Origin of the sequence: Pseudomonas sp. Sample_16 (genome assembly GCF_004307665.1) — a bacterium.
Lineage (GTDB): Bacteria > Pseudomonadota > Gammaproteobacteria > Pseudomonadales > Pseudomonadaceae > Aquipseudomonas.
In genome coordinates, this window is record NZ_RCOB01000087.1 from 22594 (window position 1) to 40857 (window position 18264).

18 protein-coding genes are annotated in these 18264 nt (G+C 59.0%); 8 read left to right on the top strand and 10 right to left on the bottom strand.

Features of this window, described 5'->3' with window-relative positions:
• The first annotated feature begins 114 nt into the window (after window positions 1-114).
• Window positions 115-303, top strand: a complete 189-nt coding sequence (locus D8U69_RS12605; protein ID WP_056853118.1) for a hypothetical protein — start codon at window positions 115-117, stop codon at window positions 301-303.
• 66 nt (window positions 304-369) lie between these two features.
• Here D8U69_RS12605 and D8U69_RS12610 read toward each other — a convergent pair whose 3' ends face one another.
• The 9 genes from D8U69_RS12610 to D8U69_RS12650 form a co-directional block, all read right to left on the bottom strand.
• Window positions 370-1317, bottom strand: coding sequence for a hypothetical protein (locus D8U69_RS12610; protein WP_130906333.1), 948 nt, complete (start codon window positions 1315-1317; stop codon window positions 370-372).
• Between the two features lie 186 nt (window positions 1318-1503).
• Entirely contained in the window at window positions 1504-2046 is a 543-nt protein-coding gene (locus D8U69_RS12615; RefSeq protein ID WP_056853120.1) for a DUF2058 domain-containing protein, read from the bottom strand.
• A gap of 28 nt (window positions 2047-2074) precedes the next feature.
• Window positions 2075-2908: a nucleoside triphosphate pyrophosphohydrolase gene (gene mazG / locus D8U69_RS12620; protein ID WP_056853121.1), complete on the bottom strand. Its 834-nt coding sequence runs from the start codon at window positions 2906-2908 to the stop codon at window positions 2075-2077.
• Window positions 2909-3034: 126 nt separating this feature from the next.
• Window positions 3035-5278 carry a GTP diphosphokinase gene (relA, locus tag D8U69_RS12625; protein WP_056853122.1) on the bottom strand — a complete coding sequence of 748 codons (2244 nt, stop codon included), beginning with the start codon at window positions 5276-5278 and terminating at the stop codon, window positions 3035-3037.
• Window positions 5279-5399: 121 nt separating this feature from the next.
• Complete coding sequence (gene rlmD / locus D8U69_RS12630; RefSeq protein WP_130907416.1) at window positions 5400-6752, bottom strand: 23S rRNA (uracil(1939)-C(5))-methyltransferase RlmD; 1353 nt, start codon at window positions 6750-6752, stop codon at window positions 5400-5402.
• Entirely contained in the window at window positions 6752-7654 is a 903-nt protein-coding gene (gene cysM / locus D8U69_RS12635; protein ID WP_056853124.1) for a cysteine synthase CysM, read from the bottom strand. Before cysM ends, rlmD begins: the two co-directional genes overlap by 1 nt.
• Window positions 7655-7761: 107 nt before the next feature.
• Window positions 7762-8784, bottom strand: coding sequence for a PDDEXK nuclease domain-containing protein (locus D8U69_RS12640; protein ID WP_130907417.1), 1023 nt, complete (start codon window positions 8782-8784; stop codon window positions 7762-7764).
• Between the two features lie 154 nt (window positions 8785-8938).
• Entirely contained in the window at window positions 8939-10354 is a 1416-nt protein-coding gene (locus tag D8U69_RS12645) for a sensor histidine kinase (RefSeq protein WP_130907418.1), read from the bottom strand.
• Entirely contained in the window at window positions 10344-11063 is a 720-nt protein-coding gene (locus D8U69_RS12650; RefSeq protein WP_130906337.1) for a response regulator transcription factor, read from the bottom strand. The genes D8U69_RS12645 and D8U69_RS12650 overlap by 11 nt, the downstream gene beginning before the upstream one ends.
• A gap of 216 nt (window positions 11064-11279) precedes the next feature.
• Between D8U69_RS12650 and D8U69_RS12655 the strand changes: the two genes are divergently transcribed.
• From D8U69_RS12655 to D8U69_RS12670, 4 genes are all read left to right on the top strand, one after another.
• Window positions 11280-14033: a response regulator gene (locus D8U69_RS12655; RefSeq protein ID WP_056853128.1), complete on the top strand. Its 2754-nt coding sequence runs from the start codon at window positions 11280-11282 to the stop codon at window positions 14031-14033.
• Between the two features lie 99 nt (window positions 14034-14132).
• A complete protein-coding gene (locus tag D8U69_RS12660; protein WP_056853129.1) occupies window positions 14133-15125 on the top strand; it encodes a 2-hydroxyacid dehydrogenase in 993 nt (330 codons plus the stop codon).
• A 77-nt stretch (window positions 15126-15202) separates the two neighbouring features.
• On the top strand, window positions 15203-15637 hold the full coding sequence (locus D8U69_RS12665; protein ID WP_007988765.1) for a hypothetical protein: 435 nt from the start codon (window positions 15203-15205) through the stop codon (window positions 15635-15637).
• The gene (locus D8U69_RS12670) at window positions 15637-16041 is read left to right on the top strand and encodes an META domain-containing protein (protein ID WP_056853130.1); all 405 of its coding nucleotides are present in this window, start codon (window positions 15637-15639) and stop codon (window positions 16039-16041) included. The genes D8U69_RS12665 and D8U69_RS12670 overlap by 1 nt, the downstream gene beginning before the upstream one ends.
• A 130-nt stretch (window positions 16042-16171) precedes the next feature.
• Here D8U69_RS12670 and D8U69_RS12675 read toward each other — a convergent pair whose 3' ends face one another.
• Window positions 16172-16639 (bottom strand): TlpA disulfide reductase family protein, encoded by a 468-nt coding sequence (locus D8U69_RS12675; RefSeq protein ID WP_130907419.1) that lies wholly within the window; start codon window positions 16637-16639, stop codon window positions 16172-16174.
• Between the two features lie 114 nt (window positions 16640-16753).
• Between D8U69_RS12675 and arsC the strand changes: the two genes are divergently transcribed.
• Genes arsC through D8U69_RS12690 form a run of 3 tightly spaced genes read left to right on the top strand, consistent with a single transcriptional unit; the run spans window position 16754 to window position 18128 of the window.
• The gene (gene arsC / locus D8U69_RS12680) at window positions 16754-17107 is read left to right on the top strand and encodes an arsenate reductase (glutaredoxin) (protein WP_056853132.1); all 354 of its coding nucleotides are present in this window, start codon (window positions 16754-16756) and stop codon (window positions 17105-17107) included.
• Window positions 17104-17700: an NAD(P)H:quinone oxidoreductase gene (gene wrbA, locus D8U69_RS12685; protein ID WP_130907420.1), complete on the top strand. Its 597-nt coding sequence runs from the start codon at window positions 17104-17106 to the stop codon at window positions 17698-17700. Before arsC ends, wrbA begins: the two co-directional genes overlap by 4 nt.
• Before the next feature lie 2 nt (window positions 17701-17702).
• Entirely contained in the window at window positions 17703-18128 is a 426-nt protein-coding gene (locus tag D8U69_RS12690; protein ID WP_130906341.1) for a DUF2069 domain-containing protein, read from the top strand.
• The last annotated feature ends 136 nt before the right edge of the window (window positions 18129-18264 follow it).

An 18264-nucleotide genomic window follows, 5' to 3' on the forward strand; every position in this document is an offset into this window, starting at 1 on the left:
CCAATTCTGCAACAAACCCTTTCCAAAGCCAGTCGTTTACTTAGCAAGCTACCAAATCATATAACAGAGTCCTGCACATGCCTTGCTGCAGATAACAGAGATTGGAGCTAGCAGATGACTGTAAAAGTAACTGAACGCGACGATTCAAAAATGTCCCATGAAGGCGTAGCCGCCGGTATCCGGATCTGGGATGTACATCAACAGGAATTGCTGGTGGGGATGTTCCATAGCGAGACCGACGCCCAGAATTACAAGGCCGAGTTGGAAATGCTGGAACATGAACGCGAACTCATGACTGGCTGAACACGAAACGTGCCCTCGCTGCAGCTCGCCCTTCCTACACAGTGAGCTGCAGCGCAATCTGACACGTTACGTAATGCGCAAAGAAGCCAGATGAACATCGCCATCGATCACCACTGAAGGGACAACCCCGACGATCTTTCCCGCGTCATGTCTGACCACCTCGCATTCCCCATCGTCGAAACCGTCGTTCCTGACGGAGTACTGTATCGATGGCAGATGTCGTTTGCTGTAGTCCAAGCCCATGCCACAAGCAATCAGAAAATCGATCTTCGAGTTTTTCAGTTCAATCTCCTCGTCTCGCTCGCCCTCTTTAAGCAACGAATAATCAAGGCACAGATTGACGCCGAACGGACAGCCGGGAACAAGATTGTTCAAAAATCTTCCTTCATAACTGTCGAAGTAACTGTGTTCGGCTTGCACACTGCTGAGCGCCTTGACCTTTACAACAAAGTCACCGAAAAGATTAAAGTACCAATACCCCGCCGATGTCCCGACATGCCGGCCAAAATCGATACCTGACACATAACGTTTTGGCCACATCGAAATAAGCGGTTTATCCACCTCATACTCTTTGTTGGAGATGACCAGCAAATAATTGATGGCCTCGTAATGATTGGAGTCGCTCTGCTCAATTTTTATAAGGCTTGCGCAACTTCCTCCCAGCAAAACGATTTTCCCATAATGCTCAACCGGGAGATCCTCCATCAACGTCATGACAGCAGCCGATAGATTTTCAAGGTAAGCGGAGTTCAGTTCGTGAAGTTCCTCCTCACTCTGCACGACGTGCCAGGGTATGTTCCAGAAGAACTCGGGCAGGGTAAAGAACAGACAGGCGGCACCCGCATGCCGCTCGCGAGCGGCCTTGGCTGCGACCTTTATTTTCCAGCGCACATGATCAACCCGCGCATCGAGTTCGCTCGTCAGATAATCATTGATGGATAGGTAGGACGGTCTTTGTTTGGAAAATTGTGATTTAAAAGTAGGTTGGCGCAACGAAGCAATATTGATCAACATCAAACATATCCTTATGTCATAAAATTCATTCCATTGGGTTTTCTCCGCAGTGCAACTTCACTTGCAAGTAAAGTATTTTTGGCAAAAGAAAACCCGAAAGATCGTATCGATACGATGTTTCGGGCTCAATATAAAAATCAAGTGAATTGCCAGCAAACATGTAAGTTCGCTAACAAGACAAATGGATTACCACATCAGATCATCAGGAATCTGGTAAGCCGCGTACGGATCGTCCTCGGCTGCGACTTCTTCCGTCTTCACGTTCAGCTGCACAATGCGCTGAGGGTCACGCTCCTGGATCTTCAGCGCCGCTTCACGGGGAATGACTTCATAACCACCGGCATGATGCACGATGGCCAGCGAACCATTGCTGAGCTTGTTGCGCATCAGCGTATTGACCGACAGACGCTTGACCTTCTTGTCATCGACGAAGTTGTAGTAATCCTCAGTCGTCAGCTTCGGCAGGCGCGTGGCTTCAATCAATTGCTTGATCTGCGCGACACGGGCCTTGGCTTCGGCTTTTTCCTTCTGCTGGCGATTGAGCTCCTGATCGCGCTTGACCTTCTCGGCCATGGCTTCCTGGGCTGCACGCTGCTGGGAATCATCCAGTTCGACCTGGCCTTTGTGGGCCAGACGCTGTTGCTTCTGTTTGTCTTTGCTGACCTGCTTGGCCTGCTTCTGGTTGACCAGCCCTGCTTTGAGCAACTGGTCGCGAAGGGAAATGCTCATGGTGCTTATTACTCACTTAGGCAACTGCTCAACCGCAGCTGGGCAAATTCTTTTCCTGACGTTTGGCTTCGCCCCACAAGGCGTCCAACTCTTCGAGGGTGCAATCTTCCATGGGTCGGTGGGTGTCGCGCAATGCCTGTTCGATAAAACGGAAACGTCGCTCGAACTTGCCATTGGCGCCACGTAGTGCGGTTTCCGGGTCAATCTTCAGATGACGCGCAAGATTGACCACGGAAAACAACAGGTCGCCGATCTCGCCAGCCACCGCCTCGGGATCGTTTTGCGACATGGCTTCGAGGACTTCGTCGAGTTCTTCGCGGACCTTGTCGAGTACCGGCAGAGCATCGGGCCAGTCGAAACCCACCTGCGCTGCGCGTTTCTGCAATTTTGCCGAGCGTGACAACGCCGGCAATGCAGCGGGCACGTCATCGAGCAACGACAGCTGCAGCGGTGCCGCAGATTTCTCCGCGCGCTCTTCGGCCTTGATCTCTTCCCAGCGTTGCTTGACTTGCTCTTCGGTCAACCGAGGCACATCCAGCGGCGCATAGAGATCACCTGTAGGGAACACGTGGGGATGCCGGCGGATCAGTTTGCGGGTGATGCTGTCGACCACACCGTCGAACTCGAAGCGCCCTTCTTCCCGGGCCAGTTGGCTGTAATAAACCACCTGGAACAGCAAGTCGCCGAGTTCGCCCTGTAAATGATCGAAGTCACCACGTTCGATGGCGTCGGCGACTTCGTAGGCTTCCTCAAGGGTATGCGCAACGATGGTGGCGTAGGTTTGCTTGATGTCCCACGGGCAACCGTACTGCGGGTCGCGCAGGCGGTTCATCAGATGAAGCAAGTCTTCAAGTGAATACATCGGGTCAGTCTCAACAAGACCTGTGGGAGCTGACTTGCCGGCGATGCGGACAACTCGATCTCTGAGGAGAATCGAGGTGATGCCATCGCTGGCAAGCCAGCTCCCACAGTTGATCGGCGTCGTTCTTCACGGCGTACGGTTACGCCGGGTTTCGATGATGTTCGGCAATTGGGAAATCCGCCCCAGCAATCGCCCCAATGCATCCAGCCCCGGAATCTCGATGGTCAGGGACATCAGCGCCGTGTTGTCCTCCTTGTTCGAACGGGTGTTGACCGCCAGCACGTTGATTCGCTCGTTGAGCAGCACCTGCGAAACGTCACGCAGCAGGCCGGAACGGTCGTAGGCCCGAATGACGATGTCTACCGGATAAGTAAGCACCGGCACCGGCCCCCAGCTGACCTGGATGATCCGCTCTGGCTCGCGTCCGCCCAATTGCAACACCGATGCGCAGTCCTGGCGGTGAATGCTGACGCCACGGCCCTGGGTGATGTAACCGACGATTGCGTCCCCTGGCAGCGGCTGGCAGCAGCCGGCCATCTGGGTCATCAGGTTGCCGACGCCCTGGATCTGAATGTCGCCGCGCTTGCCCGGCTTGTAACCGGTCGCCTTGCGCGGGATGAGTTCCAACTGTTCGTTGCCGCGTTCCGGCTCGACCAATTGCTGCGCCAGGTTGACCAACTGCGCCAGGCGCAAATCACCGGCACCGAGCGCGGCAAACAGGTCTTCGGCGGTTTTCATGTTGGCCTTCTCGGCCAGCTTGTCGAAGTCCACCGCCGGCAGACCGAGGCGATTGAGCTCGCGCTCAAGCAGGGTTTTACCGGCCGCGACGTTCTGGTCGCGGGCCTGCAGCTTGAACCAGTGAACGATCTTCGCCCGCGCCCGCGAGGTGGTGACGTAACCCAGGTTCGGGTTGAGCCAGTCACGACTCGGGGTGCCATGCTTGCTGGTGATGATCTCGACCTGCTCACCCGTTTGCAGGCTGTAGTTGAGCGGCACGATGCGCCCGTTGATCTTGGCGCCACGGCAGTTGTGACCGATTTCGGTGTGCACGCGGTAGGCAAAGTCCAGTGGCGTCGCGCCCTTCGGCAGGTCGATGGCGTGACCGTCCGGGGTGAAGATATAGACCCGGTCAGGCTCGATATCGACCCGCAACTGTTCCGCCAGGCCACCGATGTCACCCAGTTCCTCGTGCCATTCGAGCACCTGCCGCAACCAGGAAATTTTCTCTTCGTAGTGATTGGAACCGGATTTGACGTCGGTGCCCTTGTACTTCCAGTGTGCGCAAACCCCCAGCTCGGCTTCTTCGTGCATGGCGTGGGTGCGGATCTGCACTTCCAGCACCTTGCCCTCCGGACCGATCACAGCAGTGTGCAGCGAGCGGTAGCCGTTTTCCTTGGGGTTGGCGATGTAGTCGTCAAACTCTTTGGGAATGTGCCGCCACAGGGTGTGGACGATGCCGAGCGCGGTGTAGCAATCGCGCATTTCCGGCACCAGCACACGCACGGCGCGAACGTCGTAGATCTGGCTGAACTCCAGACCTTTGCGCTGCATTTTGCGCCAGATCGAGTAGATGTGTTTGGCCCGGCCACTGATGTCTGCATCGACGCCGGTGGCCTGCAATTCGTTTTTCAGCTGGCTCATCACCTCGCTGATGAAACGCTCACGATCGAGTCGCCGTTCATGCAGCAATTTGGCGATCTGTTTGTACTGATCGGGCTCAAGGTAGCGGAAGGACAAGTCCTCCAACTCCCATTTGATATGACCGATCCCCAGACGATGGGCGAGCGGCGCGTAGATGTCGAAGACTTCACGGGCCACGCGGTTGCGCTTTTCGTCGTCGGCGGTTTTTACCGCACGAATCGCGCAGGTGCGCTCGGCCAGCTTGATCAAGGCGACACGCACGTCGTCGACCATCGCCACCAGCATCTTGCGCAGGTTTTCGACCTGCCCCTGAGTGCCCATCACCATGGATTTACGCGGGCTCAGACTGTCGCTGATAGCCGCCATGCGCTGCACGCCGTCGATGAGTTTGGCGACCACCGGACCAAAGCGCTGGCTGACCGCCGGCAACGGGATCTGACCTTCGCGCACGCCTCGGTACAGGACCGCAGCGACCAGCGAATCCTGATCGAGTTTGAGGTCGGCGAGAATTTCGGCGATTTCAAGGCCGGTACGGAAACTCGAGTTGCCTTCCGACCATAAATTCTTGGCCGCATTGGCCTGCTGCTCAGACTCGCGAGCGAACTCGCAAGCCTCTTTCAAGGCTTCGCGATCCAGCGCCAGATCGACACTGACCGCATGATCGAGCCAAGCCTCGAGATTGATACTGCCGTCGGTGTTGATCGGCTGGTGTGCTCTCACCTGTACCATCTTGCTTACCTTCCCTACGACGCAGATTCAATGCGTCAAATCGCTGACCTTCGTTGCCCGTGCGCCCACGTCGGGCTGATGCGCGGTTGCACGGGTGGGCCAGTCGGACCAGACGAGCATCCTAGCTCGCTTCAAATAACGCCATGGCCTCGACATGTGCCGTCTGAGGAAACATATCGAGAATCCCGGCACGTTTTAACCGGTAGCCCTGCTTGATCAATTCGACCGTGTCGCGCGCCAGAGTTGCCGGATTGCACGACACATATACCAACCGTTCGGCACCCAGCGTCCTGAGCTTGCGCACAACCTCGAAAGCACCGTCACGCGGTGGGTCCAAGAGTACCGCACAAAAGCCTTCCCGCGCCCATTCGGCATCGGTCAACGGCTGGGATAAATCGGCCTGAAAAAACTTCGCGTTATGCAGATTATTGCTAGCCGCGTTTGCCGCCGCCCGATCAACCATCGTCTGCACGCCCTCCACCGCCACCACTTCGCGAGTGGACTTGGCCAGCGGCAAGGCAAAATTGCCGAGACCGCAGAACAGATCGAGAACCCGCTCATCCGTCGCAGGTTTCAGCCAGTCCAGCGCCTGGGCAACCATCGCTTCGTTGACGCCGGCGTTGACCTGAATGAAATCCCCTGGACGATAAGCCAACTCCAGATCCCACTGCTCAAGACGATAGCCCAGCGACTGACCGGCCTCGACCGGTTGCGGCTCGCCGTCGCCATGCAGCCACAACTGGGCTTCATGGAGCGCACAGAAATCCTTGAGAATGGTCAGGTCGCCTTCGGACAATGGCGCCATGTGTCGCAGCAAAACCGCCAGGGATGAGCCACTGAACAACTCCACATGCCCGAGCGCCTGAGGTTTGCTCAAGCGGCGCAACATCGGCGGCAAGCCGGTCATGATCGGCTGCAAGGGTTGTACCAGCACCGGACATTCATTGATGCCGACAATGTCCTGGCTGCCGGCGGCGCGGAAACCGACTTCGAGCATCTTGGCCTTCATGTCCCATCGCACGGCTACGCGGGCGCGGCGACGGTAGCCGAACTCTGGACCGCTCAACGGGACAGCCCACTCTTCGGGCTCGACGCCGGCGACCTTGGACAACTGCTCGGCGAGCATGCGCTGTTTCAGGGCGAGCTGTTCATCATGTGGCAGATGCTGCACGCTGCAACCGCCGCAACGGCCGGCATGGGCGCACGGTGCCGGGCGGCGCAGTTCGCTGGCCTTGAACACCCGTTCGGTGCGCGCCTCGACCACTTTGCCGTGGGCGCCAAGTACACGCGCTTCGATCTCTTCACCGGCCAATGCGCCGATGACGAACCAGGTACGCCCTTCGAAAAACGCGATACCGCGACCGTCATTGGCCAGGCGCTCGATGGTCAGGCGCTGTTTTTTGCCGGTCGGGACTTGCGGGGCCTTGCTGCCGCCGGTGGGCTGGAAGCGCAGGCCTCTTTCATGTTTGGCCATCAGTTGGGCGCGTCGAAAATGCCGGTCGACAGGTAACGGTCGCCACGGTCGCAGATGATCGCGACGATCACCGCGTTTTCAACTTCTTTGGACAGACGCAGCATCGCTGCCACTGCGCCGCCCGAGGACACGCCGCAGAAGATGCCTTCTTCACGGGCCAGTCGACGGGTCACGTCTTCGGCTTCGCTTTGCGCCATGTCGACGATCCGGTCCACGCGATCGGCCTGATAGATCTTTGGCAGGTATTCCTGGGGCCAGCGACGGATACCCGGAATCGCCGAGCCTTCCATCGGTTGCAGGCCGATGATCTGCACGGCGTCGCTCTGTTCTTTCAGGTACCGCGAAACCCCCATGATGGTGCCGGTGGTGCCCATGGAGCTGACGAAATGGGTGATGGTGCCCTGGGTCTGACGCCAGATTTCCGGGCCAGTGGTGGTGTAATGCGCCTCGGGGTTGTCGCCATTGGCGAACTGATCCAGCACTTTGCCACGGCCTTCGGCCTCCATGCGCTGGGCGAGGTCGCGGGCGCCTTCCATGCCTTCTTCCTGGCTGACCAGAATCAACTCGGCGCCATAAGCGGTCATGGCAGCCTTGCGTTCAGCGCTGGAGTTGTCCGGCATGATCAGGATCATCTTGTAACCCTTGATCGCGGCGGCCATGGCCAACGCAATACCGGTGTTACCCGAAGTCGCTTCGATCAGCGTATCGCCGGCATGGATCTGCCCACGCAATTCGGCGCGGGTGATCATCGACAGCGCCGGACGGTCCTTGACCGAACCCGCCGGGTTATTCCCTTCAAGCTTGAGCAAAAGGGTGTTGCTGGTGGCGCCAGGCAGGCGCTGCAAACGAACCAGCGGAGTGTTGCCGACGCAATCGGCGATGGTTGGGTACTGCAAGGTCATGGCGTATTCGCAATCCAGACTGCGGGGGCGCCTATCATACCGGCAAACGTTCGAAGGCCATATCACGCAAAGTGTGGTGCTTATGGCTAACAGGAATAAGTCCTGGCTCAGTCCTCATCCGCCTGCCCGACATTCAATGCGTAGAACTCGTGCAGCTTGGACTGCAACAGCAGTTTGTCCGGCAGTTGAACCTGATACTCAGCGATAAGCGCCGGTGAAAGGCTGCGGTTGAGCGCATATTCGACCACCTCGTCTTCCTTGCTGGCACAGAGCAGGACTCCAATGGCAGGGTTCTCATGAGGCTTTCGTTCGTCGCGGTCCAGTGCTTCCAGGTAGAAGTTCAGCTTGCCCAGATACTCCGGCTCAAAACGACCGACCTTGAGTTCAATGGCTACCAGGCAGTTAAGTCCCCGGTGGAAGAACAAGAGGTCCAGGGCGAAATCCCGCCCGCCAACTTGCAGCGGGTATTGGGAGCCGACAAAACAGAAATCACGGCCCAGTTCGATCAGGAACTCCTTGAGACGCGCCAGCAGCCCCTGATGCAAATCGGTTTCGGCATGGGTTCCGGGCAGGTCGAGAAATTCGAGCATGTAGGCGTCACGGAAAATCTCCAGCGCCGAGGGGTGGGTTTGTTTCAGTGCTGTTGAGATTTTTGCCGGCTGAGTAACACTGCGCTCAAATAATGCTGCCTTGAACTGGCGCTCCAGCTCACGAGTTGACCACTTCTCCTGGATAGCCATACGTAAATAGAACTCGCGCTCTTGAGGGTCCTTGCTCTGAGTCAGAATCAGCAGGTTGTGGGTCCAGGGTAATTGTGTCAGCAGTGCTGACACTTTTTCATCGCCCCGATAGGCCTCGTAGAATTGGCGCATACGGAACAAGTTACGCCGGGTAAACCCGCGCAACCCCGGTTGCGTCCTCGCCAGATGCTCAGCCAATTGACCGACCACGGAATCGCCCCACTCGGCCCGTTCCAGCTTGCGACTGATATGAGCACCGACCTGCCAGTACAACTCGATCAGTTGCGTATTGACCGCTCGAATGGCCTGCTGTCTGGCACCGTGGATCAGCGCGAGCACTTCGCTGAAACGATCATCTGATGTGCCGCTGGTTACGTCCGGTGCAGTCATGTTCAGTTCCTTGAGGATGATTGAAGGCCAGAGCTTAATCGGTCAAGGAAGTATGAAAATGCCGCTGATACCCTTTCGGAAATGTCGTACAACAATGCCGGAACGCTCCGGCGTGAGCAGATGTTGAGGGCTTGGCTGACCTTGCAGCTCGCACTTACTGGGTTTGAAGGGACGCCAGTGCAGGCGCAGTCTTGCTGGCGCAAGCGCTATCACTGACTTGGCTTTCATCCGCGATCAGCCGCATGTTCATCCGCAACCCGCTACCCGTATTCTCGGCCCACAGCTGCCCGCCCTGTCGCTGCACCGCATTCCTCGCGATGCTAAGGCCCAGACCAAACCCGCCGTCCCCGGGCCGCGAGCCATCGAGGCGGGTGAAAGGCAGGAAGATCCGTTCCAGATCTGCTTGCGCCACGCCGCCACCCTGGTCCTCCAGCCACAGATGCCAGTACTCGCCGTCACGCCGGCCACCAAGGAGGACGATGCCGCCCTTGGGTGAATGACGAATAGCATTGCGCAACATGTTTTCCAGCGCTTGGGCCAACGTATCGAGATGGCCGCGAACCCAGCAGGAAGCGTCCACCGAACACAGCAACTGCCCGTTCGGCCAGCAGCTTTCATAGCAGGCGTTTTCGGTGAGCATTTCCCACAATGCCTGGACCTGGATCGCTTCATCAGGCAATCGGGTGCGTTCGGTGTCGAGCCAGGCCAATTGCAGCGTGTCTTCCACCAATCGCTGCATGCCGTCGACTTCACGACCAATACGTTCGCGTAACGACTCCAGGCCCTGCTCGCTTTCACTGGCCACCCTCAGGCGACTCAGCGGTGTGCGCAATTCGTGGGACAGGTCGCGCAGCAATTGCTGTTGCAACGCAACCGTGCTTTGCAGACGTTCGGACATATGATCGAACGCTCTGCCCAGTTCACCCAGCTCATCGGTACGATTGGTCGTGCGGCTCGACAGCCGCACACTCAATTGGTCGGACCGCCAGGCATTGGCCTGAGCACGCAAGTGATTGAGTGGTACCACCAACAGGCGATACAGCCCGACGCATAACAGCAATGTGAACAAGCCCGGAATCACACCGTTGGTGATCACCCGCCAGAACACCCGATATTGTCCCGGCAGAAAGCGTTCGGGCAACTCGATTACCAGGCTCCCGGTGGACGGGTCGCCAGGGAACGGTACCCGCATCCACGGCCGGCCTTTTTTGTGGATCGGCCAATCCAATCCGCGCAGGAAGGTCAGGCGCTCGATTTCCTTGTCCGAAAGTGACTGGTTGCTCAAAGATTGCAAATCACCGCCGATGACACCGACCCAGCCTTTTTCCCGCTGATGCATCGTCTGCAACCAGTCATCGATGCCGGCGTTCTGGCGCAACTGCCAGGCTTGTTCGGCTTCGGCGGCGTAGTGCGTCAGGGTTCTGCGGGCATCATCGGAGAGGAACTGATTGCGCTGTTCCATATAACGACCCCAGGACCAGCTCAACCAGATCATCAGCAAACAGAATGCGACCAGCAAACAGGCAAGCTTCCAGAATAGCGAGTGCCGGCCCGGCACATTACATTTCATCACTGGCGCTCAGAATGTAGCCCTTGCCCCAGACCGTCCGCACTTCGCGTTCGGTATAGCCGATGGCCTTGAGCTTGCGGCGGATCTGGCTGATGTGCATGTCCAGACTGCGGTCATGGGCAGAGTAACCGCGTTGCAGGACATGTTGATAAAGGAAGGCTTTGCTCAACACTTCATCGTCATTGCGATTCAGGGTTTCCAGCAAGCGGTATTCGCTGCGGGTCAGGCCGGCGGCTCGCTGGCCGTAAAAAACCTCGGACTGTTCATCGTCGAAATGCAAGCTGTCCCGCGGCGGCGCAATCGCTGCCGGCGTCGGCTGACGGTCGAGGGCGACGCGGCGCAGGATCGCTTCGATGCGTACCCGCAACTCGACCATGCTGAACGGCTTGGTCAGGTAATCATCAGCCCCCAGGCTAAAGCCACTGATGCGATCCGCTTCGGCCCCCAGCGCCGACATCAGCAACACCGGGATGGAGTGACTCTGGCGCAATTGCGTCAGCACTGACAACCCGTCCAGTCCGGGCAACAGAATGTCCATCAACACCACGTCGAAGGCTTGCTCGCGGGCAGCGGCGAGGCCTTCCTGGCCGTTCTGGCACCAGGTCACCTGAAAGCCGCTGCGGCCCAGATGCTCATGGACATAAGCACCGAGCACGAGATCGTCTTCGATGGAAAGGATGCGCGGATGACCAGAGGCGATGGGAGTCATGAGTATCTGCAAATAATTCTCAGTTGATAATTATTCAAGATTGCTTCGCCTGAGGCAACCCGACACTTTGCGCAACCGTTGAAAAGGCCCGAACTGGCCGACGAACGACGACATCAATTTTACGAAGATTGCCCGCCAGCAAATCGCTACACTGCGCAGGTGGTGCATGCCACACGCGAGTGCAGGACTATCGATAGCTGGATGCAGGAGAGATGCGTGCTCAAGAAACTGGGAATCAAAGGCCGCGTGCTGTTGCTGACTCTATTGCCGACCAGCCTCATGGCGCTGGTCCTGGGTGGTTATTTCACCTGGATGCAGCAATCGGACTTGCAAACCCAACTCATGCAACGTGGCGAAATGATCGCCGAGCAACTGGCGCCGCTGGTAGCGCCGGCCATGGGCCATAAAAACAACGAGCTGCTCGAACGCATCGCTACGCAATCCCTCGAGCAGCCGGACGTGCGTGCCGTAACGTTCCTCGCACCTGACCGCACGTTACTGGCCCATGCGGGACCGACCATGCTCAACCAGGCGCCGCTGGGCGATGGTTCGCAAATGTTGCGGCGCAGTGGCAGCGATGCGACGCGTTATCTGCTGCCGGTGTTCGGCAAGCATCGTAATCTGGCAGGCGATGTGATACCCGATGAGGCCGATCGCCTGTTGGGCTGGGTCGAGCTCGAACTGTCGCACAATGGCATGTTGCTGCGCGGTTACCGCAGCCTGTTCGCCAGCCTGATGATGATCGCCGCCGGCCTGGGTGGCGCGGCGTTGCTGGCCTTGCGCATGGGCCGCACCATCAACCGGCCGCTGACCCAGATCAAGCAGGCCGTAGCCCAACTCAAGGACGGTCATCTGGAAACCCGGCTGCCACCCCTTGGCAGTCATGAACTGGACGAACTGGCATCGGGCATCAACCGCATGGCTGGCACCCTGCAAAATGCCCAGGAAGAATTGCAGCACAGCATCGACCAGGCCACCGAAGATGTTCGCCAGAACCTCGAAACCATCGAGATCCAGAACATCGAACTCGACCTGGCGCGCAAGGAGGCACTGGAGGCGAGCCGGATCAAATCCGAATTCCTGGCCAACATGAGCCACGAAATCCGCACGCCGCTCAACGGTATTCTCGGTTTTACCCATTTGCTGCAGAAAAGCGAGTTGACCCCGCGCCAGCTCGACTATCTGGGCACCATCGAAAAGTCCGCCGACAGCCTGTTGGGGATCATCAACGAGATCCTCGACTTTTCGAAAATCGAGGCCGGCAAACTGGTGCTCGACCATATTCCGTTCAACTTGCGCGATCTGCTGCAGGACACCCTGACCATCCTTGCCCCCGCTGCCCACGCCAAACAACTTGAGCTGGTGAGCCTGGTGTATCGCGACACGCCTTTGTCGCTGGTCGGCGACCCGCTGCGGCTCAAGCAGATCCTCACCAATCTGGTCAGCAACGCCATCAAGTTCACCCGCGAAGGCACCATCGTCGCCCGGGCCATGCTCGAAGAAGAACACGATGACAGTGTGCAACTGCGCATCAGTATTCAGGACACTGGCATCGGCCTGTCGAGCCAGGACGTACGCGCGCTGTTCCAGGCTTTCAGTCAGGCCGATAACTCACTGTCCCGGCAACCGGGCGGCACGGGGCTGGGGCTGGTGATTTCCAAGCGACTGATCGAACAAATGGGCGGCGAGATCGGTGTCGACAGTACACCGGGCGAAGGTTCGGAGTTCTGGATCAGCCTGAGCCTGCCCAAAACCCGCGACGATGCCGAAGACCTGCCCGGCCCGCCGCTGTCGGGTCGTCGTGTGGCGGTGCTGGAAAACCATGACCTGGCCCGTCAGGCGCTGCAGCATCAACTGGAAGATTGCGGTCTCGCGGTCACGCCGTTCAACACGCTGGAAAGCTTGACCAATGGCGTGACTGGCGTCCATCAGACCGATCAGGCCATCGACCTGGCGGTGCTGGGCGTCACCAGCAATGACATGCCGCCCGAGCGCCTTAATCAATACATCTGGGACCTCGAACACCTTGGTTGCAAAGTGCTGGTGCTCTGTCCGACCACGGAGCAGACGCTGTTCCACCTCTCGGTGCCCAACCCTCACAGCCAGCTCCAGGCCAAACCGGCCTGCACCCGCAAGTTACGACGCGCACTGTCCGACCTGGTCAACCCGCGCCAGATTCGCAGCGAACCCGGCGAACCGGTTTCCAGTCGCGCGCCTAAAGTGCTGTGCGTTGACGACAACCCGGCCAATCTGCTGCTGGTGCAGACGTTGCTCGAAGACATGGGCGCCAAGGTGCTCGCCGTGGAAAGCGGCTACGCAGCCGTCAAAGCGGTGCAAAACGAGACCTTCGACCTGGTGCTGATGGACGTGCAGATGCCGGGAATGGACGGACGGCAAAGTACCGAGGCGATCCGCCAGTGGGAGAGCGAGCGGCATTGCACACCGCTGCCGATCGTGGCGCTCACCGCCCATGCCATGGCCAATGAAAAACGCGCCTTGTTGCAAAGCGGCATGGACGACTACCTGACCAAACCGATCAGTGAGCGGCAACTGGCGCAGGTGGTGCTGAAATGGAGTGGCCTGGCGCTGCGCAACCATAGCCCGGAGCGCGCCAGCGACAGCCACAACGGTGCCTTTGAGTTGCAAGTGCTCGATCACGAAGAAGGCTTGCGTCTGGCCGCGGGCAAGGCCGATCTGGCAGCAGACATGCTGGCGATGTTGCTGGCGTCGCTGGAAGCCGACCGTGAAGCGATCCGCCAGGCCCAGGAAAGCCGCGATCACAACGCGCTGATCGAACGTGTCCATCGCCTGCACGGCGCAACCCGTTACTGCGGCGTGCCGCAACTGCGCGCCGCCTGCCAACGCAGCGAAACCCTGCTCAAGCAACAGGACCCGAAAGCCTACAGCGCCCTCGAAGAACTCGACCGGGCAATCAATCGCCTGGCCGCCCAGGCGCGCATCAATGCCTGACCTGGCGCAAAGACGCCGGTAGCGGGAAGGACTAATGTAGGAGCTGCCGCAGGCGACGATCTTTTGATCTTGAAAACGCTGAGTCTTCAGGGAGAACACATGCGCACGATTTTATTCAGCAGCCAGAACTACGACCGCGAGAGTTTTCTCGCCGCGGATCTGCCGCCCGGTATCGAGCTGCACTTTCAGGCGGCGCGGCTGAGCGTTGATACAGTGGCGCTGGCCGAACATCACGAGGTCGTCTGTGCCTTCATCAATGATGATCTCAGTGCACAGGTGCTCGAACGCCTCGCGGCGGGCGGCACACGCCTGATTGCCCTGCGTTCGGCCGGTTACAACCATGTCGACCTCGCAGCGGCGAAACGCCTCGGGCTGGCGGTGGTGCGCGTCCCGGCCTACTCGCCCCATGCGGTGGCCGAGCATGCAGTGGCGCTGATCCTGGCGCTCAACCGACGTTTGCACCGGGCCTACAACCGTACCCGCGAAGGCGACTTCAGCCTGCACGGGCTGACCGGTTTCGACCTGGTGGGCAAGACCGTCGGCGTGGTCGGTACCGGGCAGATCGGCGCTACATTCGCAAAAATCATGAACGGTTTCGGCTGCCGGTTGCTGGCTTACGACCCGTACCCCAATCCCCAGGTCGAAGCACTCGGTGCCCGATACCTGGGCTTGCCGCAACTGCTGGCCGAATCGCAGATCATCAGCCTGCACTGCCCGCTCAATGAACAGAGCAAGCATCTGATCAACCGCGAGTCTTTGGCGCACATGCAACCGGGGGCGATGTTGATCAATACCGGTCGCGGTGGCCTGGTGGACACCCCGGCGCTGATCGACGCCCTCAAGAGCGGGCAATTGGGTTATCTGGGGCTGGATGTGTATGAAGAGGAAGCGCAGCTGTTCTTCGAGGATCGTTCCGACCTGCCGTTGCAGGACGATGTCCTGGCGCGATTGCTGACGTTCCCTAACGTCATCATTACCGCGCATCAGGCGTTCCTGACCCGCGAAGCCCTTGGCGCGATTGCCGCGACCACCCTCGACAACATTGCGACCTGGAACGCCGGCACTGCGCAAAACCTGGTCACAGGTGACTGAACCTGATCGAAGGTCATGTGCCCGCACCATGCAACGCGAATGCCCGTGCTAGCATATCGCGCATATTTGGAGGACCCATGGTCGAACACGATTTCCGCTACAGCCTGATGAACCCGCAACACACCCTCACCGAATGCCGCGCCCTGGTGCCGGGGCGCTATCAAGTCACCGGCAACGGCGGCTCGATTCGCAATAACGACGTGTTGGTAGTGACCCTCAAGGGCGCCAAGGACTTGTCCATGCGCCTGACCGTCGAAACGGTTCGCCACTTGATCAATCCACCCGGGCAATGGGTTGCGGTAGCCAGTGGCCCGGTGTTCGGCGAACTGGCGATCCACACCTGGCAGGTGAACTGCGACAGCTGTGCAAAAGAGCTGAGCTTCGAGTTCGCGGTCGACGCCAAGTTGGGCAACAAGGCCGAAAAGCCAGCCGCCACTGCGCGGATTGCCGAGCTGGGCTGGACCACCGTCGGCGAAAAGCACCTGTGCCCGAAGTGCCAGGAGCCTGCGTGATGAAACACCTCGCCCTGGCCGCGCTGGTCGGTGCAAGCCTGATGGGCTGTGCTGCCGATCCGGTGCAATTGCAACAAAACCGCAGCTACATTCTGGAGTGGATCGGCGAACGTCCGTTGATGGACTACAGCCACCTGACCATCACGCTCGGCGAAGATGGTCGCGCCTACGGCAATGGTGGCTGCAACCACTGGTTCGCGCCATACACCCTGGAAGGCAACAAGCTGAGCTTCGGCAAAATCGGCAGCACCCGCAAACTCTGCGCGCCGGCGCTGATGGAGCAGGAAAAACGCTTCCTTCAGGCGCTGGAAAACGTGCAACGCTGGGACGTATCGTCAATCGATCAGATGCGTTTCTGGCCGGCCGAAGGCAAGCCGCTGCGCTGGTGGCTTGAGGAAGGTTGATGTCCCCTCCTCCCTTATCATTCCCACGCTCTGCGTGGGAATGATCAAGTGACGCTCCGCGTCACAGGGACGCAAAGCGTCCCGGGCGGCGTTCCCACGCAGAGCGGGGGAACGATCATCATCCCTCGATTCAATTCTGCGCCTGCAACGCCTCCAGCTTCGCCATCACCCCCGCCGCTGTCTGCTCTCCCATCAATTGCTCACGCACCTTGCCTTTGTTATCGATGATATAGGTCACCGGTAATGCCTCACTGCGTGGCAGTTCGAACACTTCCGAAGGGTCCTGGGCCAGCACGGTAAATTTGATTCCAAGCTTCTCACTGGCGCTTTTCAGCTCTTCGCCCTGCACATTGTCGAAGTTGACCCCGAACACACCGATCTTCTTGCCCTGGAGCTGATCGGCCAAGGCATTCAGCTCCGGGATCTCGGTACGGCACGGCCCGCACCATTCAGCCCAGTAATTGAGCACCAGCCATTTGCCATCCAGACGCTCGGCGGCGACTTTCTGTCCATTCTGGTCAATCCCGTAGTCGTTTCCGCAGCCCCCCAACAGCAACGCCCCAATGATCGTCAATGCTGCTGCCAGTCGCCTTGTCATGTCGTGTTCCTTGTCAAAAATTGAATGCGCCTGCGACCCATCGCCTCCCAAGGTTCTGGATTACGCGCTGCACAGTTAGAATAGCCGCCACCTTACGCAAGATGCGACCCGCTCATGACCGATCTGACGCTTTATCACAACCCGCGCTGCTCGAAATCCCGCGGTGCGCTCGAACTGCTCGAAGCCCGTGGCCTGACGCCGACCGTGGTGCGCTATCTGGAAACCCCGCTCGACGCCGCGCAAATCCAGGGTCTGCTGGGCAAACTCGGCATTAGTGCCCGGCAACTGCTGCGCACCGGCGAGGACGAATACAAGACCCTCGGCCTCGCGGACGGCAGCCTGAGCGAAGCGCAATTGATCGCAGCCATCGCCGCCCACCCGAAACTGATGGAACGTCCGATTCTCGAAGTCGGCGATAAAGCCGTCATCGGTCGTCCACCAGAGCAGATTCTGGAACTGTTGCCATGAGTGCGCCGTACATTCTGGTGCTGTACTACAGCCGCAGCGGTTCGACCAATGAAATGGCCCGGCAAATTGCCCGCGGTGTCGAGCAGGCTGGCCTTGAAGCGCGGTTACGTACCGTGCCGGCGATTTCCACGGAATGCGAAGCCGTGGCGCCGGACATTCCCGACGAAGGCGCGCTCTATGCCAGCCTCGACGACCTTAAAAACTGCGCTGGCCTGGCACTGGGCAGTCCGACTCGTTTCGGCAACATGGCGGCGCCGCTCAAGTACTTCCTCGACGGCACCAGCAACCTGTGGCTGACCGGCGCGCTGGTGGGCAAACCGGCCGGTGTGTTCACGTCCACGGCGAGCCTGCACGGTGGCCAGGAAACCACCCTGCTGTCGATGATGCTGCCATTGCTGCACCATGGCATGTTGATCACCGGCCTGCCCTACAGCGAATCGGCGTTGCTGGAAACCCAGGGTGGCGGCACGCCGTACGGCGCCAGTCATCACGCCGGAGCCGATGGCAAAAGCGGTCTGGACGCTCATGAAGTGGCGCTGTGCCGTGCACTGGGCCTGCGCCTGGCCAAGACTGCGCAGAAACTGGAGGGCTGAAGGTGGCCAAGAAGCCGAAGGTCCTGCCCGCCATCGAATGGCTCGAACCGCGCGTCAAGGCGATGCGCGTCATCAGTCTGCTGTGCTTTTTTGGTCTGGTGGGATTGCTCTGCGTTTACTACCTGATGATTGCCGATCTGCACGGTGCACGGCCGTGGGTGATTCTGCTGATCGAGCTGGTGCCGTTGCTGCTGCTCGCACCGGGGATGATTGTCGGCAACGCCCGGGGGCATTCATGGATGTGCTTTGTGGTGAACCTGTATTTCATCAAAGGCGCGTTGGCCGCGTATGACCCGAACCGGCAGATGTTCGGCGTGCTGGAGATGGCCGCGAGCCTGGCGGTGTTCTGTTCAGCGCTGTTGTATGTGCGCTGGCGGTATCAGTTGAACCGCAAGTTGGCTGGCGAAGGCGAGATATCCGTCGCCTGATCGGGCCTCATCGCTGGCAAGCCAGCTCCCACAGGTATTGGGCTTGAACACAAATTCTGTGAGCAACTCCCGCAGGTATTGGGTTTGAACACAAATTCTGTGGGCAACTCCCACAGGTATTGGGTTTGAACACAAA